Here is a 26,115-nt window from a genome sequence, read left to right as displayed (position 1 = left end):
CCGTCAGCGAGACCGGCGGATGCGGTTGGCGATCACGGCGGTCACTGTGAGGACCACGACCCCGGCCAACTCGAGGACCAGCGTGGTCGGGACCAGGGGCGTCGTGAGCTCGTCGACGAAACCGAACAGCCCCACGGTCAGCGCGAGCGCGAGCGCCCCGAGGGTCGCCGCCATGAACAGGGCCCCCAGCACCGTCACGAGGCGGAGGTAGCGCGGCCGGACGACGACCACCGCCAGCGCCAACAGCGTGCCCCCGGCGGCGTTGAGCAGGAACGACACCCCGATCGTCGGAATGCTGCCGTAGCCGACGAAGTAGAGCACCAGATGGCTGCCCCCCACCACCAGCAGCAGCGCTGCGCTCAGCGCGCGACAGATGGACAGGACGAGCCGATCGGCAGCGTTGTCGGACCCGCCGGCGGTGACCGCCACGGAGCCCGACGGAGGAGTCGGCGGCGCGGGCTCCCCCGTCGCCGACGGACGTGGTTCCTCCATCAGCTCGCCGAACCACGGGTCGGAGGCAGAGCGAACCGGACATCCCGCTCGCCGTGGCCGGACAGAGCATCCTCCACAATGTGGTGGATCAGCGATGCTGTTGAGACGGCGAAAGGAACGCCGGAGGGGACGCCGAGTCGGTTGCGGTGCATCTGTACCTCCTGATCGCTGGTGGCACCCCGAAAGGCACCGCGGCTGCAACACTTCTGACCACGATGTGGAGAGCCGCAAGGTTCAGCGGAACCCCATGTGCCGTGAATCCCACCGGCAAAGAACCAGTAAAGTATGCCGGTGGGCGGGGGCGCAGCACGCAGCGGGGAACATCACTTTTCCGGTGCGACCTTTGTCACAGTCCACGGACTGCGACGCGCAGGACACCCATCTCACGAGCGCCACCCCTTCCCGGACTCGCCCGCAACCCGGATGATCAGCCGCTGCGCCACCTCAACCACCATGCCCGCTGCCCGTCGCCGCAGCCACCGATGCCGGCACCGCGCCGTCCGGAGGCCCGGCGCCGCGGCCATCCAGAGCATGGACTCCCACCGGTCACCTGCGCACGGTTGCCCCAGCCGGCGACGTCCACGCGCTCCAGGAGCACCACCACCGGCGCCAGCTCCGCCAGCTCTCTCTGACACGTCGGGCAACCGGCGAGATGGACGTCGAACTCCTCGCGTTCGGCCGCCACGAGGCTGCCGACCAGGTAGGCGCCCAAGGCAAGACAGACGTCCTCGTGCCCGCTCACGACGGCACCGCACCGGGGAAACCTGCTGACCGCATCACGTGCCCCCTGACGAGCCACGATGACGTCCGGTTCACCGGGAGCGCAGATGTGGCGCAGGCCATCACCACTTCTTGGCCTGCACCCGGGGTAAGTTTTGCCCGGTCGCCGCGGCATGAGGCAGAAATAATAAGACAATACGGTCGGAGCTGACCATCCAGTTTTTCGTAGGAATTACGATATACTCGCGACTGGCTCGGTTCTCCAGGTAAAACGATACCCGAACGGACGATTGCATTCCGTTCGGATAACACCAGTCCGGACGGAATAAAATACTCCGATATGCTGGCTGGGTGCCGGACCAGAAGGACAATCCGCCGCGTGATCCCCGCCTGCGCCACGAAGATCCGTCCGGGGCCGCGGCGCTGATGCGGCTCGTGCACGATCGTCACAGTGGGGCTCTCCGATCGTTCGCCATGCGCCTCACGGGAGGAAATGCGAGCAAGGCCGAGGACGTCGTGCAGGAGACGATGCTGCGGGCGTGGCGCCACCTCGACGCTCTCGACGAGGCCCGGGGTTCCCAGCGCACCTGGCTGTTCACCGTCGCCCGACGCATCGCGATCGACGAGTGGCGGTCGCGCCCGGAGCGCATCGAGTACCCGACCGACGTGGTCCCGGAGTTGATCGCGGAGGACACGATCGACCGGGCCGTCCAGCGCTGGACCGTCACCGCCGCGTTGAACCGGCTGTCCCGGGAACACCGCTCCGCCCTGCATGCGTGCTACTTCCACGGCCGTTCGGTCCGCGAGGCCGCGCGTGAGTTCGGGGTGCCCGAGGGCACCGTCAAGTCCCGGCTGTACTACGGCCTGCGTGCGATGCGGGTCGTTCTTGAAGGAGGCGAGCTCGTGACCAGCACGAACTCCCCCACGAGTGCCCTGCCGTCCGCTGTTGCCTCCGCCGCCATCAGGGCTGGGGCAACGCGGCCTCGGCGTCATGGGCAGCTGTCGTCACGGTCGCCCGGACCGCGGCGGACCCCACCCGCGCCGGGTTCTTGCTGAGCACGGCGATCACATACCGGTGGTCGGCGCCGAGCACGCCCGTGGTGTGCAGGTCGAAGTCCGAGCCGATCCACATCCAGCCCTGCTTGGCCGCGACGTTGGCCGGCCGGGGCGGAGCGATCAGCCCGAACGCCTGGTTGAAGCCGTCCGCCCCGAGGTCGCGCGCGTTCGCCAGGTTGTTCATGATCATGGCCCGCCCGCTCGGGCTCATCATCGTCAGCACGTACTGGTACACCGCCACCACATCGCGGGCGGAGATCTTCGTCTCGCCCCACTGGGACGGGTCGGTCGGCGGTTTGCTGTCCTTGAGCCCGACCAGCGAGATGGTCTGCGCGACGGTCTGGGCGCCACCGAACTTCTCCCACAGCGCGTCCATCGCGTTGTCGTCACTGGCGACGAGCGCGCGCTGGATGTCGGAGGTGTCCGTCGGGGTCAGCTTCACGGCCCCGGTCTCGACGCGGTGCAGAATGGCGACCACCGTGTAGAGCTTGACGACCGACGCCGAGTAGAAGTCCGTGGCGCCTTCTGCGCCGACGGACTCCTGCCCGGTCGACCGGTCGAGAACGGCGACCCCGATCTGGGTGTTGCCGTTCGAGCGGTCGAAGGCGTCCACGGCCTGCGTCGCGGCGTTCACGGCCGCCGACGAGGCTGCTGCCGCGTCGGCGGCGTCGTCCGTGCCGCGGGCGGGCATCGCCACGGGAGAGTCGACGGGTCTGGGCAGAACGGCGGCGGGCACGGCGGCAACGGGAGTGCCGGCCTCAGTGCGATCCTCGACCATCACGGTGCCCGCTCCCACGAGCACGGCCAGGATCACGACGAGCAGGATGTTCCTCGCGCGTCCGCGCCAACGATTTCCCCTCACGATCTGTTGACGAAGCGCGGCGGAGCTTCGTTGCCCTTCATGCGCCTACTCACAGCAGATCAACAGCTTCGCCGCACATCTCACAGGCGCAGGCGAACACCGGTCTTGCATTCGCCGATCGGCACGGGTATCGCTCCGCCGGAGCAGAACACTTCGATTGTCAGGACATCCCGGTCACAACGGAGGACGAGGCTGAACGCGCAGCCACCGCCACCCTGACCGGGGCCGGAGCCCGCGGCGAGCAGTTCCCGTCATGGAGCAGTGCCCGTGCTCTGGTGGGAGTGCAGACCGACGAGCAGCAGCGCGTCGAGCAGTCGCCACCAGTCGACGTCATCAGGCTCCACGCCGAGAGCCGGACCCACGCGCGCGAGCAGGTCGACCAGTGCGGCCGCCACCTCGCTCGGGCTCCGGTCCGACCCGGCGAGCTCGATCGTGACCCTGCGGAACCGCTCGGTGCGGGCCACCCGAACCAGGGAAGCGGGCGGTTCCACTGCCGGCTCCGCTCCCGGCTGGCCGAGCTCGACCGACAGCTCGGTTCCCAGCGCGCGGGCCAGCCGGTCGAGCGCGGCGATGGTCGGGTTGCCCCGCCCGTTCTCCAGGTTCGCGATGTAGGGCACCGACAGGCCGGCGTCCGCCGCGACCGAGGCCACCGTGCGGCCGGCCGCGGCGCGCAACGCACGTAGTCGCCTGCCGAGCAGCTCCATGCTGAGCACCCTATCTTCACAGAAGTGATTCTGGTACTCGTATCTTCACAGAACACAATCCGACGGGACACCATCGAGGGATCTCATGCTGCAGGCGTTGCGCGTGCGCGACTTCAGGCTGCTGTGGAGCGCCAACCTGGTGAGCGGGCTCGGGTCCTGGCTGCTGGCCATCGCCGCCCCGGCACACGTGCTCGCCGCCACCGACTCGTTGCTGGCGACCGGGCTCGTCGTCGCTGCGGAGTACCTCCCGTTCCTGCTGCTCGGCCCGGTGGCGGGAGTCCTGGCCGACCGGGTGGACCGCCGGAAGCTCCTGGTCGGCACCGACGTGCTGCGCGCGGCCGCCATCGCCCTGCTGTTCACCGCCGACACGGCACCGTGGATCGTGCACGTGGCCGTCCTCATCGAGAGCGCCGCGACCGTCGTCTTCATGCCCGCGATGCAGGCCCACGTGCCCGCCGTCGTCGGCACGGGCGCGCTGCTCAGCAGCGCGAACGCCCTCAACGCCGTCATCAACGGCACCGTCCGGCTGGTCGGAGGGCCGCTCGGCGCCGCACTGCTGCTCACGGCAGGGTTTCCGGCACTGGTTGCCATCGACGTCGCGACCTACCTGTTCTCAGCCGTCGCCATCTTCGCCACCAGGCGGCGAGACCGACCAGATCGTCGAGGCGGGCGGGAGTCCTTCCGCGCCGGCCTGCAGGTCCTGCGCGAGCACCCCCTGATCGCGGCGCTGCTGCCGGCAACCGGCGTGTTCCTACTGGCGAACGCCGCGCTCAGCGCACTGCTGGTGCCGCTGGGCGTCGAGCGGCTCGGCGGACCGACGGCCATCGGTCTCGTCCTGTCCGCACTCGGCGTCGGGTTCCTCCTCGGCGCCCCGCTGCTCCGACTACTGGTGGACCGCATGCCGATCCGCCCGTTGCTCGCGAGCGCCCAGGCCGTGACGGCTGTGGGGTTCGCCCTTCTGGTCAACGTGACCGCACTGCCGGCAGCGCTCATCGCGGCCGTCGTCATCGGGACGTCCGGGTCGGTGGTGCTCGGTGCGCCACGGACCGTCTGGCAGCGCACCATCCCCGGCTCCGCACTCGGGCGCGTCAGCGCGGTCTTCGGGATCGTGGAAGCGGCAGCGACGCTGGCAGGCGCCGTCCTCGGCCCCGTCGTGGCGCAGGTCGCGGGCCTGGGAGTGGCGGTCAACACCGCCGTGCTGCTCGCCGTTGCCGGGGCGGTGCTGACGGCGGTGGTCGTGCCGCCTTCTCCCGCTCCGGGGAGGGCACTCGCCTGAGCGGGCGGTCCGGGAACTCGGGGCCCGGCTCTCGTTCCCGAACTCCGCGGCGAACCCACGGGCGCACGGCCTCTCGCTCGCAGCCACACTCTCCGAAGATCGAAGGACCCGGCTCGTCGGCCCGGTCAGCCCGGAGCGAACTCCACGAGGATCTCCTCGGGATCGGCGTGAGGACCGGGCAGGTACTCCCTCTCCCGGGCGGCGACCTCTGCGTAACGCGGCGACGTGATCCGCACCCGAGCGGCAGTCCACTGCTCCGGCAGCTCGACTTCGCACCCCTCGACGAGTCCCCAGAAGGTGGAAACGACGATCGTCGGGCTGAGCAGAGGCAGCAGGAGCGTGTCGGCCGCCGCTCCCCTCCCTGTCCGGCGATCCGTCATGCCGTCGAGGATGGTGACGTCGAGCAGGACGTCTCCGGTGTGGGTGGCGGCCTGAACGTGAATCAGCCCTTCTGTGACCACCTCGGCGAAGTCCGGGGCACTGCGCGTGTCCAGCTCAGGGGACGTGATGGAATCGAGGTTCCCGATGAGGAGGTACCCGTAGGCGACGTAGGTGACTACCGGGGACAACCATCCCCTCCTCTCCGCGGAGCAGCAGCATACGTCGATGATCACGCGGACTACCGTCGCCGGATGATCATTGAGGACGGTCCCGAGGAACCGTTGCTCGGGGGCGACGTCACCGAGGGCGTCGTCCGCGTCGGGAACACCGTCCGGCGTCCTCGACAGCCCGGCTCCGACCTGGTCGAGGCTCTGCTGACCCACCTGGAGCGCGTCGGCTTCGACGGCGCACCCCGCTTTCTCGGGATCGATGCGCGCGGGCGCCACGCCCTGTCCTACGTGAGCGGCGAGGCCGCCGGGCGGCCGTGGCCCGCTTGGGTCGCTGACGACGAGCGGATCGCCGGCGTCGCCCGCCTGGTCCGTCGATACGACGACGCCGCCCAGTCCTTCGGCATCCCGGAGATCGCGTGGGCGGGCACGCAACCGGACCCGCCGGGCACCCCACCCTCGATCGCCGGCCCGCCGAGCTTCGTGGGGCACATGGACATCACCCCCGAGAACGTGGTGTTCCGCGACGGACACGCCGCAGCCCTCATCGACTTCGACCTCGCCCGCCCCACCGACCGGGTGGGAGAGGTCTGCACCATGCTGCGGTGGTGGGCCCCGCTCATGCCGGTCGCCGACCGCGAGGCCGCCGTCAGGGACGTCGACGCCGTTGCCCGGGCAGCGCTGCTCGTCGACGAGTACGGCCTCGACCCGATCGAGCGGCGCCAGGTGGTGGCGGTCGCACGCAACAGCGCGGACCGCTCCTGGTTCCTGATGCGGGACCGGGCACGCCGGCTGGGCGGCGGCTGGCAGCGCATGTGGGAGCAGGGCATCGGGGACCGCATCCTGCGCCAGCAGGAGTGGCTGGCCGAGAACGCAGCCACGCTGCACGACGCCGTGACCCGCCACCGACCGCGTTCGGCGCGCCGCCTGCTAGCGTCCGGCTCCCGTTTCGCAGAAGGGCATGCCTCGGTGGACGACGAGAAGAGGGCCCTCCTGGAGTTCCTCGCGTGGCAGCGGGCCAGCGTGCTGGCAATCATCGACGGGCTCGACGAAGAAGCCCTCATGACCTCGGTCCTGCCGTCGGGCTGGACCCCGTTGGGGCTCGTGGAACACCTCGGTCATGCCGAGCGGCACTGGTTCCAGGAGATCGCCACCGGCTCCGCCGATCCGCTGCCCTGGCCCGACGACAACACTCCCCTGATCACCTCGCGGCCGCCGTCGGTGGTTCTCGAGTTCTACCGCGATCAGTGCGCGCGCTCCGACGCGATCGTCGCGGCCCTGCCGCTGTCGTCACCCCCGCGCGCCCGTCATCCCGACTATCTGGGAGACCAGATCACCGACCTGCGCGGGGTCATCCTGCACATGATCGAAGAGACCGCCCGCCACGCCGGTCACCTCGACATCGTTCGCGAGCTCATCGACGGGAAGACCGGCCTCGGCCCCCGCTGACGTCGATCACACGCGTGTGAGCACGCGACTCCTCACCCGTCATTCCGGCGGCGCACCATCTCCCCGATCCAGATGGGCGCGAACGGCGACGTGCAGTTGCGGGGTGTCGGGTAGTCCCTGAGCACCTCCAGGCGCTCACCGATGTCGATCGCGCGGGCGCGGTACTCGACGTGCTCGATCCCGATCTGAGCCAGGCAGTGGTTCATCGCCCACTGCAAGCGGTCCGGAGCACCCTTCATCTCCGCCTCGATGACGTCGAGCAGCCCCGCGAGGTCGAGGCCCTCGGGCCTCTTCGCCACCCGCTCGGTGGTCAACGCCCAGCCCGCACTCGCGACCACGGGATCCGGGTCCGCGAACCAGGCCAGACGCAGCTCCTCGGCGTGCGGGTTCTTCTTCACCACGTAGTTCACGAGCCAGTCGTGCACCTTGGGGGTGCGCGCCTGGCGAAGCATGGTGTCCAACTCGTCGCGCTCGAACGTCTTCGGGCGGCAGACCAGGATCGCCAGGAGCCGCGCCGCGGTGTCATCGGTCGCCCAGAGCTGTCGTGCGAGCTCCTGCTGCGTCTTCAGCCGCTTCGCGAGCGCGCGCAGCTTGCCGAGGTTCACGCCGTGATCGTCGCCGTGCTTCTCGTTCACCTCGCGAGCTCTCGGGTCCTCGAGCGCGGCCAGCTCGGCCAGCACCTCAGAAACCTTCTCCTCAGCTGCCGTCGCCTCAGCCACCTCGGCCCCCTGTCCGTTTCGTGTGGGATTCAGCCTAAGGCGAGGATGTGCCTTCCTCGCCGCAGCCGGGAGGCAGCGACGTGGTTCACCAGGGCCGGACGATGATGTTGGTGTCCAGGGTGACGGCGCCGTCGCGGGCGAGGACCTGACCGTTGACGCTCACACCGGCGTTCACCGTGATCGAGACAGCGGCCAGGATCCGGCCGGCGAAGGCGGTGCCGATGCCGAGGGTGGCGGAGGTTCCGATCTGCCAGATGACGTTGCGGGCCGTGGCGCCATTGATGAGAAGGACGCTGCTCGCGGTCGCCGTCGTCAGGGTCGACCCGATCTGGAAGATCCATTCGGCGTTGCGGTCGCCCTGGGCGTCCAGTGTGACCGTGCCGGTCAGCCCGAGGGACGAAGCCGCGTTGTAGACGCCCGGAGTCAGGATCACGCCGCCGACATCCCCGGGAAGGCCGGCGTCCGGGGTCCGGGCGACCGCGTCGGCGTACGTCGCGACCAGATCAGCATGGCCCTCGACGGCGGCCGCATCCGAGACATGGATGGTTCCGTTCACCTGGCCGGGCGGAAATCCGGTGACCGACACTCCCGGGCTCACTCCGAGGTCTCCGGTGACCTGGGACAGGCCGGTGTTGGTGACCGACACCGCGCCCAGCACCGCGAAAGTGCCCAGATAGGTGTAGGCGTCCACGGCGGTGGTGGTACCGCCGAGCGTGGTGACCGAGACATCGGCCGAGCCGAGTGCTCCGGCCGGCACCAGGACGTCGATCTCGGTGTCCGAGGCGATCCGGAAGACGGCGGCCGGTGTCCCGCCGAAGGTGACGCCGGTGGTGTTGGAGAACGCGGTTCCGGTGATGACGACGAGGTTGCCCCCACCCACCGGCCCTGAGTCGAGCGTCACGGTGGTGACAGCAGGGACGGCCAGGTAGGTGTAGGTGGCTCCGCCGGCGATTCCACCCCTGGTGCGCACGGTGACCGCGACCGGACCCGCCGCGGCCGCCGCCGGGACGGTCACGGTGAGCCGGCCGTCGTAATCGACGACAAATCCGGCGGTCTGCGTACCGAACCGGACCTCGCTCGTGGTGGAGAGGCCCCGCCCGGTGAACGTCACCGTGTTACCGCCCGCCACCGGGCCGGCAGCAGGCGGGGTGATACTGAAAGAGGGCGGCGGCAGATAGAAAAAGGTGCCGACGACCCCCGTTCCCCCCGGGGTTGTCACAGCGACCGGCACAGCGCCGTTTCCCGACGGTGTGACGGTGGCCGTGGTCGTATCGCTCAGTACCGTGAAACTCGCCGCCGGGCGGATGCCGTAACGCACGCTGGTGGTGCCCGTGAAGCGGGTACCGGTGAGAGTCACGGCATCCCCTCCGCCGGTGGATCCCTGGTTCGGTGTGACGGGCATGGTGCGCTCCCTGGATCCATCGGGGCATCGACAACCGCAGCGGCTCGACTGCCCGAAGTAGCCCACCGATGAAAGGCCATGGCAATGGCCAGGACATGATGTCACCCAGACGGCAGACAGGTTCAGCGGACAGTCACCACCGAAACGGAAACCGCGCCAAATCGCAGGCAGCGCAAGAAATGATAATCCCGGGAGCTGCACGTGAATATTCACGGCTCCACCGAAACTCGGCTCCGCGCCGCAGGATTAGGACGGACGAGCCGGCGCCCGGCGAGGGTGGCGACGATCTCGGCGAGCCGGCGTGGGACTGTCAGCCGAGGCCGGATCGGGCGATGACGGTGGTGATGCCGATGCGAACAGCGGTGAAGCCTTCCTGCACGAACGACTCAGCGACGTCCGCTGCGGGCAGTGCGGGGTAGTAGCGGCCGGCGATGCCCGCGGCGACGCGTTTGACCTGGTCCGGCTCGGCAGAGGTTCGGGCATGTCCTTCGACGGTCACGAAGCTGTAGGGCTGTCGCTCATCGCTGACGCAGACCGCGATGCGCCGGTCACGGGCCAGGCTCTCGCCCTTGACGCTCCCGGGCGACAGGGCGAAGGCGAGCTCATCGCCGTCGAGGATGAAGCAGATCGGGGTAACGTGGGGTCGCCCGTCGGCGCGGGCGAGAGCGACGTGGCCGAGGCGTGTTCCCGCTGCGACGAAGGATCGCCATTCGTCGTCGGTCACTGCTATCATTGGCACCTTTCCTTTCGTTCGAAAGTGCACTTCTGGAAGCGCCGGGGGTGGCGCTGAACCCTTTCTCCTTGCCGAATGCGAACACCTGCGCCGGTTCGAGTTCATAAACGTGCCGGGGATCGTCGAGGGCGGTGTCGGCCGGATCGTAGAACTCGCCGTCTCTGACGAACGGATGCCACCACGGATACTTGGCCGGAAACAGCTCCGCAACTCTCTGCAGCCGGGCTGGATCCCGAACGAGATGGGCGGTGCCTTCGAGAACCAGGTCGACATCATGACCGGGCACCGTGATCGCGCATTGGCCGTTCCGCGCGAGGTTGCGGGCCTTGCGGGACTCGCGGAAGGTGGCGAAACAGACCGTTCCGTCGAGCCACACACCCAGCACCGGCACCACGTGCGGCCGCCCATCCGGATCGGTGGTCGCAAGCAGGAAGTCGCCCGCCTCGGCCACCCGCGTCCGTACGTCCGCCCAATGCAGCGCCGTCAGGGGTGCACCGCGAGGGCTGGACAGCTGCTCGGGACGCGGCGTGCCGACGGTCGTCATGTCGACGACGCTATGGGCGCCGATGCATCAATAAAAGCGGGTGCGACATCAGGCTGTCCGAGGTGAAACCGGACGATCCGCAGATCGGAGACCTCGACCTGGTGTTCCACGACGGCCGGATCGGCGGCGACGTCGAGCACGTCAAGCTGCTCGACGAGCCGTACCTCCTGGTCGCCGGCGCCGGCGCGTTCCCCGATGGTCCAGTGCCGGTGACGCTGCTCGACGATGCTCCGATGGTCGCCTGGCCGCCCACCTATCACCAGCGATGGTTGGAGCGGACGCTCGCCGGCTACGGCGCACAGCCACGGATCGTGTTCCGGACCGCCGGCCACGACACCATCCTGTCGATGGTGCGGGCGGGCATCGGGTCGGCGGTGCTGCCATGGCTCGCTCTCCACGGATCCGACGCCTCGTCCGACGAGCGGCTCAGCATCCACCCACTGCACCCATCCCCCGCCCGCGAGATGTACCTGCACTGGCCGGCCGGACGCACCCGATCACCACTCGCGGCCCGAGCCATCCACATCGCCGTCGAAGCCGCTACCGAGCTGGCCAAGCAGATGTGACGTCGGACGAGCTCCGATCTGCGGTTCCGGTCACCGGACGTTGCCGGCGACCTTCTCGACGTGGAGCCGAACGATCACCCGCTCAACCTCCGAGCCCTCCGAGGGTGGGTCCTCGCCGAGGTACTTGTGGCTCAGTGTCTTCGGCAGCGTCTTGTCCGGGTCCTCAGTGATCGTCACCGTGCCGCGGAGTTGGGTGTGTCGATACGGGTCCGCCGCGTCAGTGATCGACACGCTGATGCGGGGGTCCCGCCGCAAGTTGCGAACCTTGCGGCGGTCCTCGGTGGCACTGAACACGAGGGCGCCTTCATCCAGGCCAACCCAGACGACCGACGTCTGCGGACCGCCGTCCGGGTCGAGCGTCGCCACCGTCGCGAAGTTCGGGCCGTCGATCAGGGCGCGCACGCCCGCCGAGAGAGTGATCGCCACGCCCTGGCGAACTTGCGCCGGCTGGGCACTATTCCCGCAGCGGGCGATGCCGGGAGACGGGACCATGGGCCAGCCCGACTCCGATGACCGGACGCGAGAGGCCGTGCCATCTGCGCAGGCCAGGCTGGGGGCGGACGAGCTGGCCTGTAAGCCGGATCCTGTTCCCGGGCGCCTTGCGGCGCACCGTTCGGCGACCATCCATCTGGGCCTGCCGTCGCCGGCAGGCTCTAGCGGTCTACCCGCAGGCTCGGACGGGCCGCCCTCGAACGCCTGCGCAGCTCCCCGTACCTCAGGCTGGAGAGCCTTTTGACCTTGCTCCGGGTGGGGTTTACCGAGCCACCCCGGTCACCCGGGGTGCTGGTGGTCTCTTACACCACCGTTTCACCCTTACCTCGCTCCCGGACTGTCGTCCGGACCGAGGCGGTCTGTTCTCTGTGGCACTGTCCCGCGGGTCGCCCCGGGTTGCCGTTGACAACCACCCTGCCCTACGGAGTCCGGACTTTCCTCGGCGGTGACCCGAAGGCCACCTCCGCGGCCGCCCGGCCAGCTCGTCCGCGCTGCGAACTCTACTCGGCCCGCCACCGTTCACCGCGAGCGGACATAACCGTCCTCGCAGAGCGCGTGGGTTCCTCGCAGGGGCTGTGGGATCTGCGAGGAACACGCGCACTCTGCGAGGACGATTGCGGTGCCGCGAGTCGCCCGGTTCGGGGGCGCGAGTCGGCGGATGCCCGTGGTGGTGCGACCCCTGAATGAGTGCGCCGGAGCCGGGCGACTCGTACGCGGGAACCAGGCGACTCAAGGGGAACCGGGGTTGATCACTGCGAGATGTGGCTGTTGGCCCTGAGGGAGGCGGACATCCACATCTCGGAGCGATCAGCCGCGTCGCCCCCGTCTCCCAGCAGATCGAGGGTGCTCGGTGAGCGCCGCTGACCGGCGGGGGGTCAGGCCGCGGGGTGGTGGTTGGTGTCGTTCACGAGCCGGACGCTCGCGCCGCCGTCGGGGTAGAAGTCCACGATGGACAGTGCGGCCAGGTCAAGGTGCAGGCGGTAGAGGATGCCGGGGCCGCCCTCGAGAGCGGCACGCAGCAGCATCTTGATCGGCGTCACGTGGCTCACCAGCACCACAGTGGAGCCGGGGAACTCGTCCACCACGGCGGCACGTTCGGTCTCGATCCGCCTGCCGACGGCCGCGAAGCTCTCCCCGCCGGGCGGCGCCGCGTCCTCGGAGCCGAGCCACGCCGCGTGCAGCTCGGGGTCGCGGGCGCGGGCCTCGGCGAACGTCAGGCCCTCCCAGTCGCCGAAGTCGGTCTCGATCAAGCCCTGCCGGACGACGAGCGGCGCGCCGGTGGCCTCCGCCACCGCGGTGGCGGTCTGGCGCGCCCGCAGCAGCGGTGAGGTGAGCACGGCGGCGATGCCGGGCACGGCGGCGAGGCGGGTGGCCGCACCGGCGGCCTGCCGGCGGCCGAGGTCGGTCAGCTCCGGGTCACCGTGCCCGGAGTAGCGGCGCTCGACCGACAGGGCGGTCTGCCCGTGCCGCAGCAGGAGCAGACGGGACGGGGCCCCGACCTGACCGGTCCACGACGCGGAGGCCGGGGCGGTGGCGACCGTGGAGGGCGGCTCGGTCATTGCCGCGTCACTCCGGCCTGCTCGTCCATGGCCCTGTTGGCGAGGGCGTCCGCCCGCGAGTTGCGCGCACGCGGCACCCACCCGAACCGCACCGAGCCGAGCTCCCGCACGAGGCCGCCCGCCTCCAGCGCCAACGGCTTCATCGCCGGGTGCTTGACCTGCCACCGTCCCGACATCTGCTCGACGACCAGCTTGGAGTCCATCCGGACCTCCACCTCGGTGGCGCCCAGCTCGATCGCCGCCCGCAGCCCCGCGATGAGGCCCTGGTACTCCGCGACGTTGTTGGTGCTGATCCCCAGCCCCTCGGCGCGTTCCGCGAGCACCTCCTCGGTGTCCGCGTCGAGCACCACGGCGCCGTACCCGGCCGGGCCGGGGTTGCCGCGGGAGCCGCCGTCGGCCTCGACGATGAGCTTCACAAACCCGACTCCTTCGTCCGGACGAGGATCACGCCGCACTCCTCGCAGTGCACCACCTCGTCGGCGGGTGCGCCGCGCAGCTCGGAGATGGCGGTGCGGTCCAGCTCCAACCGGCACGCCTGGCAGCGCCGCTGCAGCAGCAGCGCCGCCCCGACCCCCCGCTGCTCGCGCCGCTTGTCGTATGCGGCGAGCAGGTCGGCCGGGATGCCGGGGAGTGCCTCCTCGCGGGCGCGGCGCCTGCCGGCCTCCGCGGCGTCGATGTCGGCGAGCGCCGAGTCGCGCCGTTCGGCCAGCTCCGAGAGCTTCTGCTCGGCCGCGGCCAGCGCCTCCCGGGAGTGCTCGACGTCGACGCCGATGGCCTCGCGCTGTTCCATGATCTCGAGCTGCTCGTCCTCGAGGATGCTCTGCCGCCGGGCGAGCGTCTCGAGCTCGTGCTGCAGGTCGCTGGCCTGCTTCGCGCCGATACCGGCGCCGGTGAGCATCTGGTTGTCGCGCTCGGTGCGGGCCCGGACCCCGTCGACGTCACGCTCGATGCGGCGGATGTCGCGGTCCAGGTCGCCCGCGGCGGTCTCCACCTCGACGAGCTTGTCCTTGGCCTGGCGCACCGCCGCCTCGGCCTGGGTCAGCTCGTCGTGCTCGGGCAGGGTGCGGCGGCGGTGGGCGAGCCGGGTGAGCTCGGCGTCGACCTCGGAGAGGTCCAGCAGCTTCCGTTGGACGGCGGGGTCGGCCTTCACTCAGCCATCACATCCATTTTTCGTGCCTTCCGGTCGTCGGCGCCACCGTCCAGGGATCCGTGCAGCGGCGCGAAACGCGAACCTCGACGCTACCGGCAAGCGCCGTGCGGACCACGTCCGCCGCCTGCACGCACCACGGCCACTCCGACGCCCAGTGTGCGACGTCGACGAGCGCCGGGGTGGGACGCCCGGCGAGTGTCCCGGCCAGCAGGTGCTCCGACGCCGGATGGTGGCGCAGATCGGCGGTGACGTAGGCGTCGACGCCCGCGCGGACGGCCGCGTCCAGCGCCGAGTCCCCCGCCCCGCCGCAGACCGCGACCCGCTCGATCAGCCGTTCCGGATCACCCGCGGCCCGCACTCCCCACGCCGTGGACGGCAGCGCCGCCGCCACGCGCTCGGTGAACGCCGCGAGCGGCTCGGCCGCGGGCAGCGTGCCGATCCGGCCGAGCCCTTGGGCCGAGGGCAGGTCGGCGAGCTCGAACACGTCGAACGCGGGCTCCTCGTACGGGTGCGAGGCCCGGAGCGCGGCGACCACGGCCGCCCGGCGCCCGCGCGGGAGCACCATCTCCAGCCTCGTCTCCGCCACCCGCTCCAGCTTCCCGACCGACCCGATCGTCGGATCCGCGCCGTTGAGGGGCTTGAACTGCCCCGTGCCTGCGGTGGCGAACGAGCAGTGGCTGTAGTTGCCGATCCGGCCGGCACCGGCTGCGGACAGCGCGTCGTGCACCGTGGTGATGGCCGGGCCGACCGGGATGAACGTGACGATCTTGTCGAGCGGCTCGCCCGGGGCGCCGACCAGCGGACCCGTGACCTCCAGGCCGATCGCGGACGCCAGCGCGTCGGAGACACCGGGATCGGCGGAGTCGGCGTTCGTGTGCGCGGTGTACAGCGCGGTGCCCGAACGGATCAGCCGGTGCAGCAGCGCACCCTTCGGGGTGTCCGCGCCCACGCCGTGCACCCCGCGCAGCAGCAGCGGATGGTGGGTGACGAGCAGCTGGGACGCGCCCTCGGCGCCGTCGATCGCCTCATCGACGGTCTCGGGCACCGGATCCACTGCGAACAGCACCGAGGACACGGGCTCGGTGGGGTCACCACAGACGAGCCCGACCGCGTCCCAGTCGGCCGCGAGTGCCGGTGGGTACGCCTTCTCCAGCGCGGCGATGACGTCGCCGACGGTGGTCGTCATGCGCCGACCTCCACGAGCGTCTCGGCCAGGACGGCGGCGAGCCGGGCGACCTGGGGAGCCGGCCGGACCGCCACGCGGACATGGTCGGGCCCGAGGCCGGGGAACGTGTCGCCGCGACGCACCGCGATGCCGGCCTCACGCAGCAGGGTGCGCACCCGCTCGCCCCGCCCGTCGGGCAGCCTGAGCAGCAGGTAGGGCGCCCGTCCCGGCAGCACCGTGACGCCGGGGACGGCGGCGAGGGCTTCGGCCTGCTCGGCACGGGCGGCGGCCAGCCGTTCGGCGGACCGGTGGGACTCGGCGACGGCGCCGGGTTCGGAACAGGCGATGACGGCCTCCAGTGCGGGCGTCGAGACCGGCCACGGGGGGCGCGGCGCGGCGAGCCGGGCCAGCAGGCGGGGCTCACCGAGGGCGTACCCCGCCCGCAGCCCCGCCAGCGCCCAGGTCTTGGTGAGACTGCGGAACACGAGCAAACCCGGCACGCCGCCGTCGCCCGCGAGGGACTCCGGTTCGCCGGGAATCGCGTCGGCGAACGCCTCGTCCACCAGCAGCACCCGGCCCGGCGCGGCCAACGCCCGGACGTCGGCCGCGGGATGCAGCACCCCCGTCGGATTGGTGGGGTTGCCGACCACCACCAGGTCGGCGTCGGGCGGGACGTCGCCGGGGTGGAGCCGATGGCCGTCGGACTCGCTGGTCAGCACCCGCACCACCGGCACCCCGGCGGCCCGCAGCACGGCCTCGGGCTCGGTGAAACCCGGGTGCAGCACGGCGGCGAGCCGGGGACGCAACGCCGGCAGCAGCGCGAAACCCTCCGCACTCCCCGCGAGCACCAGCACCTCCTCGGCCCTGCGCCCGTGCCGCGCCGCAACCGCCTCCCGGGCCAGCGCGTCGTGTGCGGCCGCCGGGTAGCGACCCAGCCCGTGCAGCGCGGCGACGAGCCGATCACGCAGCCACGACGGCGGACCGGCGCCCTGGACGTTCACCGCGAAGTCGAGCAGGCCGGGCTCGGCCTCGACGTCCCCGTGGTGACGCAGGTCCGCCAGACCGTCCGCTGCGGCTCCGTCCCGCGCGAGATCCATCGCGGCAGCCTACGGGGGCGGGCCCGGCGAGCCGGACCCTCGGGCGCAGCCGGGGCCGTTGACGTCGGGGACCGACGTCTCGGCAGACTGGCGGGGTGAGCGACGCACCCACGCCCCTGTCCGTGGTCTTCGTCTGCACCGGCAACATCTGTCGCTCTCCCATCGCCGAGAAGGTCTTCGTCCACGAGCTGGAGCGCGCGGGCCTGGCCGACGCCGTGCGCGTCAGCAGCGCGGGCACCGGCGGCTGGCACATCGGCTCCCCCGCCGACGACCGGGCCGCCGCGCTGCTGCGGGCCGAGGGCTACCCGGACACGCACACCGCACGGCAGATCGACGCGGAGCAGCTGTCGGCCGACCTGCTCGTCGCGCTCGACCAGTCCCACCGCCGCGCGTTGCGGGCGATGATCTCCGAGCCCGACCGGGTACGGCTGTTGCGCTCCTTCGACCCCGACGCCCCGGACGATGCCGAGGTACCCGACCCCTACTACGGCGGCGTCGAGGGGTTCACCGAGGTGCTCACCATGATCCGGGCGGCGATGCCGGGTCTCGTCGACTGGGTCCGCAGCCGGCGATGACCGTCCTCGGCGTCGCAGTGCGGGCCGGCGCTCCGCTCGGCGGCGGTGCCGAGCGGGTGGAGCTCGCCGACGGGCGCACGGTCGTCGTCAAGAAGGCGGAGGCGAGCGCCCTGCGCGCCGAGGCGGCCGGCCTGCGCTGGCTGCGGGTGGCCGGTGCGACGCCCGTGCCCGCGGTGCTGGACGTCGACCCGGAACGGCTGGTCACGGAGTTCGTCCCGCCCGGCGCACCCGACCCCGCCGCCGCAGCGGCCCTGGGCAGCGGGCTGGCCCGGCTGCACGCCGCCGGGGCTCCCGCCTTCGGCGCCGCGCCGCCGGACGGACCGTCAGCGGCCTGGATCGGACGCGCGCCGATGCGCAACGAGCCGGCCCCGAGCTGGCCCGAGTGGTACGCCGCCGACCGGCTGCTCCCCTACCTGCGCACCGCGACCGACGCCGGGGACCTCACCCGTGACGAGGCCGCCGTCGTCGAACTCGTGTGCGATCGGCTCCCCGCGCTGGCCGGGCCGGCCGAACCGCCTGCCCGCCTGCACGGCGACCTGTGGTCGGGCAACGTGCTCTGGTCCCCCGCAGGCGCGTGGCTGATCGACCCCGCCGCCCACGGCGGGCACCGCGAGACCGACCTCGCCATGCTGGCGCTGTTCGGCTGCCCCCACCTCGACACCGTGCTGCGGGCCTACGACCGGACGGCCCCCCTCGCCGACGGCTGGGCCGAGCGCGTCCCGCTGCACCAGCTCTTCCCCCTGCTCGTCCACACGGTGCTGTTCGGCCGGGGCTACGCCGCCCGAACCGCAGTGACGGCACGTGCCGCGCTGAGAGCGGACTGACGAACTGCTGCGGGGCGGGGGTGACGGCCCTGCGCCCCGCGAGTCGCCCGTTTTCTGCCCGCGAGTCGCCCGTTCTCCGTGCGCGAGTCGCCGGATCTGTGCGTGACTCGCAGGTGGGGGCGGCCCGGTCAGCGCCAGTCGTCCAGGAGGTAGACGTCCTCGCGGGCGTAGCCGGGCACGTTCGGCCGGTGCATGGTGACGCCCGCGGTGTCGACGCGGAACCCGGTGGCCAGAAGGTGTCGGTACACCTCGTGGCGGGCGGTGCTCACCCCGAGGACGAGCTTGCGGGCACCGACCCCGGCGGCGAAGCCGTGGCAGGCGGCGAGCAGGGCCGCGAACACGTCCGCCACGTGCGGCCCGGGACGCACGGCCGCGAACTTCACGTAGACCCTCCCGCTGCCCGCCTCCGTGCCCGGCCCCGTGTGGCAGACGGCGAACCCGCGCGGCGCGTCCGGCTCGCCGACGAGCACGACCTCGCCGAGACCCTGGTCGAGCACGGCCATGATCTCGCCGCGGACGTCCAGGCCCGGCATGATCGGGTCGGTCACCGCGGCACACGCGTCCAGCAGTGCCTCCCGCCGGTCGGCCGGGGCGGCCGACATCCGCCATCCCAGCTCGGGCGCCTCCCCGGCCACCGGGCGCGACATGATCACCGTGAGGAACCGCGGCCAGAACCCGAACTTGTGGTACAGCCAGTGGTGCCTGGGACTCTCGGGGAAGGTGAACAGCCCCTGGTGGGTCGCGCCCCCCGCCTCGAGGACTTCCGTGGCCGCTTGCACGAGCCGGCTGCCGACGCCGGAGTTCCACAGCGACGGCGTCACGGACACCGGACCGAGATAGCCCACGCTGCCCCACAGCGTCACCAGTGCGGAACCGGCGAGGGTCCCGTCGACGACCGCGGCGAGCGCGACGGTGTGCGACGCACGGAAGCGCGTGCCGATCACGTCGGTGTCGTCGTTCATGTCGATGTTGAGGAACGCTCCGAACGCGGTGCGCAGGATGCGGTCGGCACCCTCCACATCGTCCGCGCCGAGGGCCCGCACCTCGATCTCCATGGCGGCAGGATGCCCTCTGGCTACTCCGAACGGATCGCCGGGGTTAGCCCGTTCGGCGTTGTCCGGCCGTCTGGTCGCGCATGGTCTACTCCGGTGTGTCCGACCCACGCCTGACCGCGCACCTGTCCAGCTGGCTCGGGCGGTGGCCGGGTACCGGCCCCGGCCTCACGGTCGTCGGCTCCCGACGGCGCCGCGAGCCGGCCTGGGACGGCACGGTGCATGCCGTGGTGGGGGTGTCGACGCCCGAAGCCGGCGTGCTCTCGGTGCCGCCCCACGCCGTGGCCGCCGTCGCGGCGCTCGTGGACGACGGCGCGGACCTGACGCAGATCCCCGCGACAGCCGGGCTCGCCGGCAGGTGGTTCACCGGTGTGTTCCGCTGGACCACCTCGCCCGCCGCGCTGCCCGACGCCGGCGAGTGGATCGCCGCCGACGCGCCGTCGGTCCCCCTGTGGCTGCGGCCGTTCGCCGGCGAGGTGCTGGTCGCCGTCGACCCGCACAGTGGTGTCCACCTCGCCGGCGTCGGGATCAAACGGCACGACTCGCACGGGCACGAGCTCGCGGTGGTGACGGCCGAGGCCGCCCGGGGCCGCGGCCTGGCCCGCCGGCTGGTGGCGCAGGCCGCGCGCCGCGTCCTCGACGAGGGCGCCGTCCCCACCTACCTGCACGCGCCCGGCAACCTGGCCTCGGCGAGCGTCGCCACGGCTGCCGGGTTCGCGGACCTCGGCTGGTCGGTGCTCGGGATCGAACCGGGATGAGGCGGGGCGACTCGCGCACGGAAACCGGGCGACTCGCGCGGCGGAACGGGGCGACTCGCGGGGCCGGTTCGGGCGACTCGCGCACGGGAAACGGGCGACTCGCGCGGCAGAACGGGGCGACTCGCGGGTCCGGTTCGGGCGACTCGCGGGGGGTGGGGCGGGGGTGGGGGTGGGGCTGGGTCAGGAGTACGCCAGCAGTTCCGCCAGCGACTCGCTCATGGCGCCGGCGAGCACGTCGACGTCGGGGAGGGCGTCGCGGTCGGCGGTGAGGCCGTAGTGCATCCCGCCGTCGTAGGAGGTGACGCCGATGGCGACGGCCTGGCCACCGGCCAGGGGCACCACCGGGTACATGTCGCGCATCCGGGCGCCCATCGCATAGAGGGGGCGTGGGGGGCCGGGGACGTTGGTGACGAGCACGTTGTAGAGGCGGCTGGAGAACTGGCTGGCCAGCCGCGCGCCGAGGCTGTGCAGGATCGGTGGGGCGAGCCCGGCGAGCCCGACCAGCGCCGCCGCACCGACCGCCTGACCGCTCCGCTTGTGGATCTCCATGGCGTCGCGCACGGCGGCGAGGCGCAGCAACGGGCACGGCTCGGCGACCGGCAGGTCCACGAGGTAGGCGGAGATGCTGTTGCCCGAGCCCTCGCTGCGGGTGCGCGCCCGGACGCTCACCGGCACCATCGCGCGCACGGTGGTGCCTTCGGTGAGGGGCTCGCCCCGGCTGATCAGCCAGCGGCGCAGCCCACCGGCGACCACGGCGAGCACGACGTCGTTGACGGTGCCGCCCTGGCTCTTCCGGACGTCGCGGTGGTCGGCCAGCGACGTGCGCTCCATGCCGTAGCGCCGTTGCTCCCCGGTGGCCCGGTTCAGCGGCTGGACCGGGCGCGTGGCCGCGGCGGTGCGTCCGGCCGCGAGAACGGCCTCCACGGTGCGCCCGACGACCGTGGCCGCCTCCCGGACGTCGGCGACGGCCCGGCCGGCGACGTCGAGTGCGGCGCGCGGGCGGCGCAGGGAGTGTGCGGCGGCCATGGCCGCGAGCTCCAGTGCCGAGGGTTCCGGCGCGGGGCGCCAGTCGTCGGGCGGGGTCTCCCGCGGCTGCGGCGTGAGGTCGAGCAGCGCGGCCCCGATGTCCATGGACGCCAGCCCGTCGACCATGGCGTGGTGGGTCTTGGTGACCACGGCGAAGCGCCCGGCCGCCAGGCCCTCCACCAGGTAGACCTCCCAGAGCGGGCGGGACCGGTCGAGCTGGCGGGCCAGCAGCCTGCCGACGAGGTCACGCAGGACGTCGTCGGTGCCCGGTCCGGGCAGCGCCGAGCGCCGGACGTGGAAGCGGAGGTCGAAGTCCGGGTCGTCCACCCACACCGGCAGCCCGAGCCGGCCCGGAACGTCGCGGACCTTCTGCCGGTACCGCGGGACGAGCGCGAGCCTGCTGCCGATGAGCTCGGTGAACGCGTCGGCGTCGAACGGTCCCCGCTCCGGTGGGTCGAAGGTCATCACCGCACCGACGTGCATCGCTGCCGTGCGGTGTTCCGCGAAGAGGAACGACGCATCGAGCGGGGAGAGGCGGTCCGGCACGGTGCCCATTGTCTCCGACCTGCACGATCGTGTGCCGATACGGGTGCGAAGAGCACCCGTATCGGCGTGCGGGTGTGGAGCGGTTACCAGCCGCGCAGGGGGAAGCCCGACCGTCCCTGATCGAGCAGCTTGACCCCGAGCACCTGGTGCAGCTGGATGTTGTTGCGCTCGAACCCGAGCCGCGACGCGGCCATGTAGAGCCGCCACACCCGGGCCCGGCCGAGGCCGACCTCGGCGACGGCCTCGTCCCAGTGCTCCTCGAGGTTGTTGCACCACCCGGTGAGGGTCATGGCGTAGTGCTCGCGCAGGTTCTCCTCGTGCCGGACCTCGAAGCCCGCGTCGTTCATGACGGAGATGAGGTGCCCGACCGGCTCCAGCTGGCCGTCCGGGAAGACGTAGCGGGCGATGAACGGGTCGAGCTTGCGGGCCAGCGGCGTGCGGGGCTGGGTGATGCAGTGGTTGAGCAGCCGCCCGCCCGGGCGCAGCCGCTCGTAGAGGGACCGGAAGTAGTTCGGGAGCTGGTCCTTGCCGATGTGCTCGGTGAGGCCGATCGAGCTGATCGCGTCGAACTCGGACTCCGGCGCGTCGCGGTAGTCGAGGTGGCGCACCTCGGCGAGGTCGCCCAGGCCGCGGCGGGCGATCTCGGCCTGCGCCCACTCGGCCTGGTTGGCCGAGAGGGTGACCCCGAGCGCCTTGACGCCGTGCTCGGCGGCGGCGTGCATGACCATGCCGCCCCAGCCACAGCCGACGTCCAGCAGCCGCATGCCGGGCTGCAGCCCGAGCTTCTGGGACACCAGCTCGAACTTGGCGGCCTGCGCCTCCTCCAGCGTGGAGGTGACCGTGGGGTAGACCGCGCAGGTGTAGGCCATCGACGGGCCGAGCACCCACTCGTAGAACTTGTTGGAGACGTCGTAGTGGTGCGAGATCGCCTTCTCGTCGCGCGCCTTGGAGTGCAGGCGGCCCGGCGGGCGGTACTCGAGGGCGGGCGGCGGCTGGCGGTGCCGCAGCCACAGCGGCAGCAGGCGCCGGGCCAGCCGTGCCTGCTCGGCCCGCGAGAGGTCGTGCAGTGTGAGGTCGGCCATCGCGTCGAGCACTTCGTAGACGTCGCCCTCGACCTCGATCTCGCCGGTGACGTACGCCCTCGCGAGGCCCAGCGTTCCCGGTGCCGTGACGAGCCGGGCCAGCGCCCGCGGCGACAGGATGCGCAGGGCCACGTCGGAGCTGTCCGGTCCGGCCTTGCTGCCGTCGTAAGCCACGACGCGGACCGGGACGTCCTCGCCGAGGACCTCCGATATGAGTTGAGCGACCTGCATCATGCCCTCCCTGCTCCGGTGACCTTGAAGAAGAGGTCGGGCAGCCGGCCGTGCGGGTCGTAGCGCTCCTTGAGCGCACGGTAGGCGGGCCCGTTGTAGTGCTTCCAGAACTCACCCTCGTCGTAGTGCACTGTGGAGTACAGCGACTTGTGTCCGCCGAGGTCCGCGACGAGCTCTTCCACCCGGCGGTTGTGCGCGTCCGGCCGTCCGGGTACCTCGGGGACGGCCGACCAGAACCCGACGTTGACATAGAGCTCGTTCGGCTCCATCGGATACAGCGGCCAGCGCTGCTGCCCTCGCAGGCGCAGCGGGCACAGCCACACGGGGGTGATCCCGATGTCGGTGTGGAACGCCTCGAGGAACTCCGCCAACCGGTCGACGGGGATCTCGACGTCCTGGATCACCGGCTCCTCCTGCGGAGTGCGGGTGAGGCGGTGGATCCGGCTGCTGAGCCCGATGCGCCGGTCGAGGGCGACGAGCCTGCGGTACACGTCGGACCGGCGGTAGCGGCGCGGCCACAGCCTGCGCACGGCCGGGTTCTGCACACCGAACGCCCGCGAGCACCAGAACCAGTCGGTGTCCCAGCGCCAGATGTAGTCGTGCACCGTCAGGTGGTCGACCGTCCGTTCCCGGACGGACCGGTAGAAGATCTCCTGGCCGGTGTAGTCGCTGGGCCCGGGGCCGGGGTCGTCGGTGAAGGTCCCGACCGTGAGGTACTGCTCGCCCGGGGTGAACACGGTGCCGTCGACGAAGTCCGGGCCGTCCACGGCGTCGAGGTCGCACAGCTGCGTGATCGTCGAGGCCAGCTCGGACGACGCCACGCGCCGGTGCTCGAGGCGCACGTACGGGGCCACCGGCTGCAGCTCGATCTTCAGCCGGAGCGCGTAGCCGAGAGTGCCGTAGGAGTTGGGGAAGCCGTGGAAGAGATCGGCGTGCTCCCCGTCCGGCGTGGCCGTGACGATCTCCCCGCCGGGGGTGAGCACGTCCATCTCGAGCACCGACTCGTGCGGCAGGCCGTGGCGGAACGACGTGGACTCGATGCCGAGCCCCGTGACCGCTCCCCCGAGCGTGATGGTCTTCAGCTGCGGGACGACCAGCGGCATCAGCCCGTGCGCGAGCGTGGCGGCGACGAGGTCCTCGTAGGTGGTCATGCCCTGCACCTCGGCGGTGCGGGTGGCGGTGTCGACCCCGATCACGCCGGTGAGTGCGGCCGTGTCGAGCCGCGTCACGTCGTCCGGGCGACCACCGAACCGGAAGAGGTTGGACGATTTCTTCCCCAGGCGCACCCGGGCGCCCGGCGGCACGGCCCGGTACTTGCCGACGAGGTCGGCCACCGCGGCGGCGTGGGCCGCCGGTGACACCGGAGGTACGGACACGGGTGCTCCGGCCTCGCTCATGACCGGGAACGCTAGTCGGCCGCGCGATCCTGCCCAACCACTCGGATAGGGCTTTCGTCACAGGAGTCCGCCCAGAGCTTGCGAGTTGTCGGATTCGCCCGATCCACAGTGGCCGGCGGCCCGGGCGGGCGGCCCGTGGCCATGGTCTGATGTAGACCGTGACCGAGAACCCGATCCAGAACGTGACGTTCCCGTCCGGCGACGGAACGGCCCACGGCTACCTCGCCACCCCGCCTTCCGGCAGCGGCCCCGGTGTCGTGGTGATCCAGGAGTGGTGGGGCCTCACGAGCCATATCGCCGACGTGACCAACCGCCTCGCCGCGGAGGGGTTCGTCGCGCTCGCCCCCGACCTGTACGGCGGGTCGACCACCCACGACTCGGAGGAAGCCGGCCGGCTGATGGGTGAGCTGCCCGTGCAGGACGCGGCCCGCGACCTCGCCGGGGCCGTCGACTTCCTGCTGGGCCACGACGCCGTCACCTCGTCCACGGTCGGGGCGGTCGGCTTCTGCATGGGCGGCGGTTTCGTGCTCGTGCTGGCCGCTCAGCAGGGCGACAAGATCGGCGCCGCCGTGCCGTTCTACGGGGTGCTGAAGGAGGACTTCCCGGACTTCTCCGAGCTCACCGCTCCCCTGCTGGGCCACTTCGGGCGGCAGGACACGATGGCCGACCCCGACTCGGTGGAGGCGCTGGCCGCCCGGATCGAGGCGGAGTCCGGGGTGAAGCCGCAGTTCCACCAGTACCCGGCGGGCCACGCGTTCTTCAACGACGAGAACCACATGGGCACCTACGACAAGGAGCAGGCCGACCTCGCGTGGGCCCGCACGCTGGAGTTCCTGCGCACCAACGTGCGCTGAGCCGCGGGCGCCCGGCCGTCCCGGGTGACCGGTTGCGAACCGTGTGAGACTCGCCGCATGCAGCGGGACATCTTCGATGCCGATCATGACGCCTTCCGCGACCTGGCACGCACGTTCGTCGCCAAGGAGATCACGCCGTTCCACGACCAGTGGGAGCGTGACGGCCAGGTGAGCCGGGAGGTGTGGCTGGCCGCGGGCCGCGCCGGGCTCCTCGGCACGGACGTGCCCGAGGAGTACGGCGGCGGCGGCGTGGCGGACTTCCGCTACAACGCCGTGCTCCTCGAGGAGCTCACCACCGCGGGCGCGACCGGGATCGGCTTCCCGCTGCAGAACGACGTCGTCGCGCCCTACCTGCTGCGCCTGGCGAACGACGAGCAGAAGCGGCGGTGGCTCCCCGGGTTCTGCTCCGGGGAGATCATCACCGCGATCGCGATGAGCGAACCCGGTGCGGGGTCGGACCTGCAGGGCATCCAGACCCATGCCCGTCGTGAGGAGAGCGGCGACTGGGTGCTGAACGGCGCGAAGACGTTCATCACCAACGGCATCCTCTCCGACCTGGTGATCGTCGTCGCCCGGACCGACCCGGACGCCGGCAGCCGGGGGTTCAGCCTGCTCGTCGTCGAGCGGGGAATGCCCGGGTTCGAGCGGGGCAGGCGGCTGGAGAAGGTCGGCATGAAGGCCCAGGACACCGCCGAGCTCTCGTTCAGCGACGTGCGGGTGCCCGCCGCGAACGTCCTCGGCGAGCCGGGTGGCGGGTTCGGCTACCTCATGCAGAACCTCGTGCAGGAACGGCTCTCGATCGCCGTGGGCAGCATCGCCGGGGCGGCGCGCGCACTGGCGCTGACGGTCGCCTACACGAAGGACCGCACGGCGTTCGGCCGTCCGATCGCCGACTTCCAGAACACCCGGTTCGAGCTGGCGGAGATGGACACCGAGGTGACCATCGCCCAGGTCTTCGTCGACAGGTGCATCACCGAGCACGTCGCGGGCAGGCTCTCGGTCACCGACGCCGCGAAGGCCAAGTGGTGGACGAGCGACCTGCAGAAACGGGTGGTGGACCGCTGCGTCCAGCTGCACGGCGGCTACGGGTACATGCTCGAGTACCCGATCGCCAAGGCGTTCGTCGACTCCCGGGTGCAGGCCATCTACGGGGGCACCAACGAGATCATGAAGGAGATCATCGGACGCGCCGTGGTGGGCTGAACGGGGCGCTTCAGGGCACCTAGAGTAGAACCG

General features: G+C 71.5%; 25 protein-coding genes, 1 other RNA gene and 2 pseudogenes. 9 read left to right on the top strand and 19 right to left on the bottom strand.

The genetic code is table 11. The features are described 5' to 3' along the window. Positions 1–3: 3 nt before the first annotated feature. Together ACQPZA_RS11480 and ACQPZA_RS11475 are read right to left on the bottom strand one after the other, a co-directional pair. Positions 4–429, bottom strand: coding sequence for a hypothetical protein (locus tag ACQPZA_RS11480; RefSeq protein WP_433280356.1), 426 nt, complete (start codon positions 427–429; stop codon positions 4–6). 490 nt (positions 430–919) lie between these two features. Further along, positions 920–1,234 carry an anti-sigma factor family protein gene (locus ACQPZA_RS11475; protein WP_433280354.1) on the bottom strand — a complete coding sequence of 105 codons (315 nt, stop codon included), beginning with the start codon at positions 1,232–1,234 and terminating at the stop codon, positions 920–922. Between the two features lie 329 nt (positions 1,235–1,563). Here ACQPZA_RS11475 and ACQPZA_RS11470 point away from each other — a divergent pair, with 329 nt between their 5' ends. After that, positions 1,564–2,268 carry a sigma-70 family RNA polymerase sigma factor gene (locus ACQPZA_RS11470; RefSeq protein ID WP_433280352.1) on the top strand — a complete coding sequence of 235 codons (705 nt, stop codon included), beginning with the start codon at positions 1,564–1,566 and terminating at the stop codon, positions 2,266–2,268. Here ACQPZA_RS11470 and ACQPZA_RS11465 read toward each other — a convergent pair. Beyond that, on the bottom strand, positions 2,174–3,082 hold the full coding sequence (locus ACQPZA_RS11465; RefSeq protein WP_433280350.1) for a serine hydrolase: 909 nt from the start codon (positions 3,080–3,082) through the stop codon (positions 2,174–2,176). The genes ACQPZA_RS11470 and ACQPZA_RS11465 overlap by 95 nt on opposite strands. A gap of 299 nt (positions 3,083–3,381) precedes the next feature. Next, complete coding sequence (locus tag ACQPZA_RS11460) at positions 3,382–3,834, bottom strand: helix-turn-helix domain-containing protein (protein WP_433280348.1); 453 nt, start codon at positions 3,832–3,834, stop codon at positions 3,382–3,384. An 85-nt stretch (positions 3,835–3,919) separates the two neighbouring features. Here ACQPZA_RS11460 and ACQPZA_RS11455 point away from each other — a divergent pair, with 85 nt between their 5' ends. Beyond that, positions 3,920–5,110 carry an MFS transporter gene (locus tag ACQPZA_RS11455; protein ID WP_433280346.1) on the top strand — a complete coding sequence of 397 codons (1,191 nt, stop codon included), beginning with the start codon at positions 3,920–3,922 and terminating at the stop codon, positions 5,108–5,110. Between the two features lie 125 nt (positions 5,111–5,235). On the opposite strand, the gene ACQPZA_RS11450 is transcribed toward ACQPZA_RS11455, so the two are convergent. Further along, the gene (locus tag ACQPZA_RS11450; RefSeq protein ID WP_433280344.1) at positions 5,236–5,724 is read right to left on the bottom strand and encodes a hypothetical protein; all 489 of its coding nucleotides are present in this window, start codon (positions 5,722–5,724) and stop codon (positions 5,236–5,238) included. Positions 5,725–5,742: 18 nt separating this feature from the next. Here ACQPZA_RS11450 and ACQPZA_RS11445 point away from each other — a divergent pair, with 18 nt between their 5' ends. Continuing rightward, complete coding sequence (locus tag ACQPZA_RS11445; protein ID WP_433280342.1) at positions 5,743–7,107, top strand: DUF664 domain-containing protein; 1,365 nt, start codon at positions 5,743–5,745, stop codon at positions 7,105–7,107. A gap of 32 nt (positions 7,108–7,139) precedes the next feature. Here ACQPZA_RS11445 and ACQPZA_RS11440 read toward each other — a convergent pair whose 3' ends face one another. The 4 genes and pseudogenes from ACQPZA_RS11440 to ACQPZA_RS11425 form a co-directional block, all read right to left on the bottom strand. Beyond that, positions 7,140–7,826: a DNA alkylation repair protein gene (locus tag ACQPZA_RS11440; protein ID WP_433280340.1), complete on the bottom strand. Its 687-nt coding sequence runs from the start codon at positions 7,824–7,826 to the stop codon at positions 7,140–7,142. An 85-nt stretch (positions 7,827–7,911) separates the two neighbouring features. After that, complete coding sequence (locus ACQPZA_RS11435) at positions 7,912–9,429, bottom strand: ice-binding family protein (protein WP_433280338.1); 1,518 nt, start codon at positions 9,427–9,429, stop codon at positions 7,912–7,914. 109 nt (positions 9,430–9,538) lie between these two features. Next, a complete protein-coding gene (locus ACQPZA_RS11430) occupies positions 9,539–9,961 on the bottom strand; it encodes a PPOX class F420-dependent oxidoreductase (RefSeq protein WP_433280337.1) in 423 nt (140 codons plus the stop codon). Positions 9,962–10,055: 94 nt separating this feature from the next. Further along, positions 10,056–10,505 (bottom strand): annotated as a pseudogene (locus tag ACQPZA_RS11425) (pyridoxamine 5'-phosphate oxidase family protein); the annotation flags it as partial. Between the two features lie 62 nt (positions 10,506–10,567). Between ACQPZA_RS11425 and ACQPZA_RS11420 the strand changes: the two are divergent. Further along, positions 10,568–11,071, top strand: coding sequence for a substrate-binding domain-containing protein (locus tag ACQPZA_RS11420; protein ID WP_433280335.1), 504 nt, complete (start codon positions 10,568–10,570; stop codon positions 11,069–11,071). Between the two features lie 30 nt (positions 11,072–11,101). On the opposite strand, the gene ACQPZA_RS11415 is transcribed toward ACQPZA_RS11420, so the two are convergent. From ACQPZA_RS11415 to cobC, 6 genes and pseudogenes are all read right to left on the bottom strand, one after another. Next, entirely contained in the window at positions 11,102–11,497 is a 396-nt protein-coding gene (locus ACQPZA_RS11415; protein WP_433280333.1) for a PPOX class F420-dependent oxidoreductase, read from the bottom strand. 131 nt (positions 11,498–11,628) lie between these two features. Further along, an RNA gene (gene rnpB / locus ACQPZA_RS11410) (RNase P RNA component class A) lies at positions 11,629–12,048 on the bottom strand. A gap of 390 nt (positions 12,049–12,438) precedes the next feature. After that, positions 12,439–13,538 (bottom strand): annotated as a pseudogene (locus ACQPZA_RS11405) (bifunctional RNase H/acid phosphatase). After that, positions 13,535–14,272 (bottom strand): zinc ribbon domain-containing protein, encoded by a 738-nt coding sequence (locus tag ACQPZA_RS11400; protein WP_169396975.1) that lies wholly within the window; start codon positions 14,270–14,272, stop codon positions 13,535–13,537. The pseudogene ACQPZA_RS11405 and the gene ACQPZA_RS11400 overlap by 4 nt, the downstream one beginning before the upstream one ends. A gap of 7 nt (positions 14,273–14,279) precedes the next feature. Then, complete coding sequence (locus tag ACQPZA_RS11395) at positions 14,280–15,458, bottom strand: Nif3-like dinuclear metal center hexameric protein (RefSeq protein ID WP_433280331.1); 1,179 nt, start codon at positions 15,456–15,458, stop codon at positions 14,280–14,282. Next, positions 15,455–16,534, bottom strand: coding sequence for an Rv2231c family pyridoxal phosphate-dependent protein CobC (gene cobC, locus ACQPZA_RS11390; RefSeq protein ID WP_433280329.1), 1,080 nt, complete (start codon positions 16,532–16,534; stop codon positions 15,455–15,457). The genes ACQPZA_RS11395 and cobC overlap by 4 nt, the downstream gene beginning before the upstream one ends. A gap of 95 nt (positions 16,535–16,629) precedes the next feature. Between cobC and ACQPZA_RS11385 the strand changes: the two genes are divergently transcribed. Further along, positions 16,630–17,109 (top strand): low molecular weight protein-tyrosine-phosphatase, encoded by a 480-nt coding sequence (locus ACQPZA_RS11385; RefSeq protein ID WP_169396978.1) that lies wholly within the window; start codon positions 16,630–16,632, stop codon positions 17,107–17,109. Next, complete coding sequence (locus ACQPZA_RS11380) at positions 17,106–17,933, top strand: fructosamine kinase family protein (RefSeq protein ID WP_433280326.1); 828 nt, start codon at positions 17,106–17,108, stop codon at positions 17,931–17,933. The genes ACQPZA_RS11385 and ACQPZA_RS11380 overlap by 4 nt, the downstream gene beginning before the upstream one ends. A gap of 128 nt (positions 17,934–18,061) precedes the next feature. Here the strand turns inward: ACQPZA_RS11380 and ACQPZA_RS11375 are convergent, their stop codons facing one another. Continuing rightward, positions 18,062–18,988: a GNAT family N-acetyltransferase gene (locus ACQPZA_RS11375; protein WP_433280324.1), complete on the bottom strand. Its 927-nt coding sequence runs from the start codon at positions 18,986–18,988 to the stop codon at positions 18,062–18,064. A 95-nt stretch (positions 18,989–19,083) separates the two neighbouring features. Here ACQPZA_RS11375 and ACQPZA_RS11370 point away from each other — a divergent pair, with 95 nt between their 5' ends. Next, complete coding sequence (locus tag ACQPZA_RS11370; protein ID WP_433280322.1) at positions 19,084–19,743, top strand: GNAT family N-acetyltransferase; 660 nt, start codon at positions 19,084–19,086, stop codon at positions 19,741–19,743. A gap of 180 nt (positions 19,744–19,923) precedes the next feature. On the opposite strand, the gene ACQPZA_RS11365 is transcribed toward ACQPZA_RS11370, so the two are convergent. The 3 genes from ACQPZA_RS11365 to ACQPZA_RS11355 all read right to left on the bottom strand — a co-directional run bounded on the left by ACQPZA_RS11365 (position 19,924) and on the right by ACQPZA_RS11355 (position 24,025). Continuing rightward, on the bottom strand, positions 19,924–21,315 hold the full coding sequence (locus ACQPZA_RS11365) for a WS/DGAT/MGAT family O-acyltransferase (RefSeq protein ID WP_433282767.1): 1,392 nt from the start codon (positions 21,313–21,315) through the stop codon (positions 19,924–19,926). Between the two features lie 83 nt (positions 21,316–21,398). After that, the gene (locus tag ACQPZA_RS11360) at positions 21,399–22,628 is read right to left on the bottom strand and encodes a class I SAM-dependent methyltransferase (protein ID WP_433282765.1); all 1,230 of its coding nucleotides are present in this window, start codon (positions 22,626–22,628) and stop codon (positions 21,399–21,401) included. After that, positions 22,628–24,025: an FAD-binding oxidoreductase gene (locus ACQPZA_RS11355; RefSeq protein ID WP_433280320.1), complete on the bottom strand. Its 1,398-nt coding sequence runs from the start codon at positions 24,023–24,025 to the stop codon at positions 22,628–22,630. The genes ACQPZA_RS11360 and ACQPZA_RS11355 overlap by 1 nt, the downstream gene beginning before the upstream one ends. A 158-nt stretch (positions 24,026–24,183) precedes the next feature. On the opposite strand from ACQPZA_RS11355, the gene ACQPZA_RS11350 reads away from it, so the two are divergent. Both ACQPZA_RS11350 and ACQPZA_RS11345 read left to right on the top strand, forming a co-directional pair. Continuing rightward, the gene (locus tag ACQPZA_RS11350) at positions 24,184–24,879 is read left to right on the top strand and encodes a dienelactone hydrolase family protein (protein WP_433280318.1); all 696 of its coding nucleotides are present in this window, start codon (positions 24,184–24,186) and stop codon (positions 24,877–24,879) included. Between the two features lie 57 nt (positions 24,880–24,936). Further along, positions 24,937–26,082: an acyl-CoA dehydrogenase family protein gene (locus ACQPZA_RS11345; RefSeq protein ID WP_433280316.1), complete on the top strand. Its 1,146-nt coding sequence runs from the start codon at positions 24,937–24,939 to the stop codon at positions 26,080–26,082. Positions 26,083–26,115: the final 33 nt, after the last annotated feature.

The organism is Pseudonocardia xinjiangensis (assembly GCF_050948425.1).
GTDB lineage: Bacteria > Actinomycetota > Actinomycetes > Mycobacteriales > Pseudonocardiaceae > Pseudonocardia > Pseudonocardia xinjiangensis.
The sequence above is the reverse complement of the archived record's forward strand: the minus strand, read 5'-3'. Positions and strand labels throughout refer to the sequence as shown.

What these genes read in the sequence shown, in the direction of transcription:
- cobC (WP_433280329.1), bottom strand. Translation starts at nt 16,534, where the DNA reads ATGGATCTCGCGCGGGACGGAGCCGCAGCGGACGGTCTGGCGGACCTG.
- ACQPZA_RS11445 (WP_433280342.1), top strand. Translation starts at nt 5,743, where the DNA reads ATGATCATTGAGGACGGTCCCGAGGAACCGTTGCTCGGGGGCGACGTC.
- ACQPZA_RS11380 (WP_433280326.1), top strand. Translation starts at nt 17,106, where the DNA reads ATGACCGTCCTCGGCGTCGCAGTGCGGGCCGGCGCTCCGCTCGGCGGC.
- ACQPZA_RS11360 (WP_433282765.1), bottom strand. Translation starts at nt 22,628, where the DNA reads ATGCAGGTCGCTCAACTCATATCGGAGGTCCTCGGCGAGGACGTCCCG.
- ACQPZA_RS11355 (WP_433280320.1), bottom strand. Translation starts at nt 24,025, where the DNA reads ATGAGCGAGGCCGGAGCACCCGTGTCCGTACCTCCGGTGTCACCGGCG.
- ACQPZA_RS11455 (WP_433280346.1), top strand. Translation starts at nt 3,920, where the DNA reads ATGCTGCAGGCGTTGCGCGTGCGCGACTTCAGGCTGCTGTGGAGCGCC.
- ACQPZA_RS11395 (WP_433280331.1), bottom strand. Translation starts at nt 15,458, where the DNA reads ATGACGACCACCGTCGGCGACGTCATCGCCGCGCTGGAGAAGGCGTAC.
- ACQPZA_RS11375 (WP_433280324.1), bottom strand. Translation starts at nt 18,988, where the DNA reads ATGGAGATCGAGGTGCGGGCCCTCGGCGCGGACGATGTGGAGGGTGCC.
- ACQPZA_RS11345 (WP_433280316.1), top strand. Translation starts at nt 24,937, where the DNA reads ATGCAGCGGGACATCTTCGATGCCGATCATGACGCCTTCCGCGACCTG.
- ACQPZA_RS11430 (WP_433280337.1), bottom strand. Translation starts at nt 9,961, where the DNA reads ATGATAGCAGTGACCGACGACGAATGGCGATCCTTCGTCGCAGCGGGA.
- ACQPZA_RS11460 (WP_433280348.1), bottom strand. Translation starts at nt 3,834, where the DNA reads ATGGAGCTGCTCGGCAGGCGACTACGTGCGTTGCGCGCCGCGGCCGGC.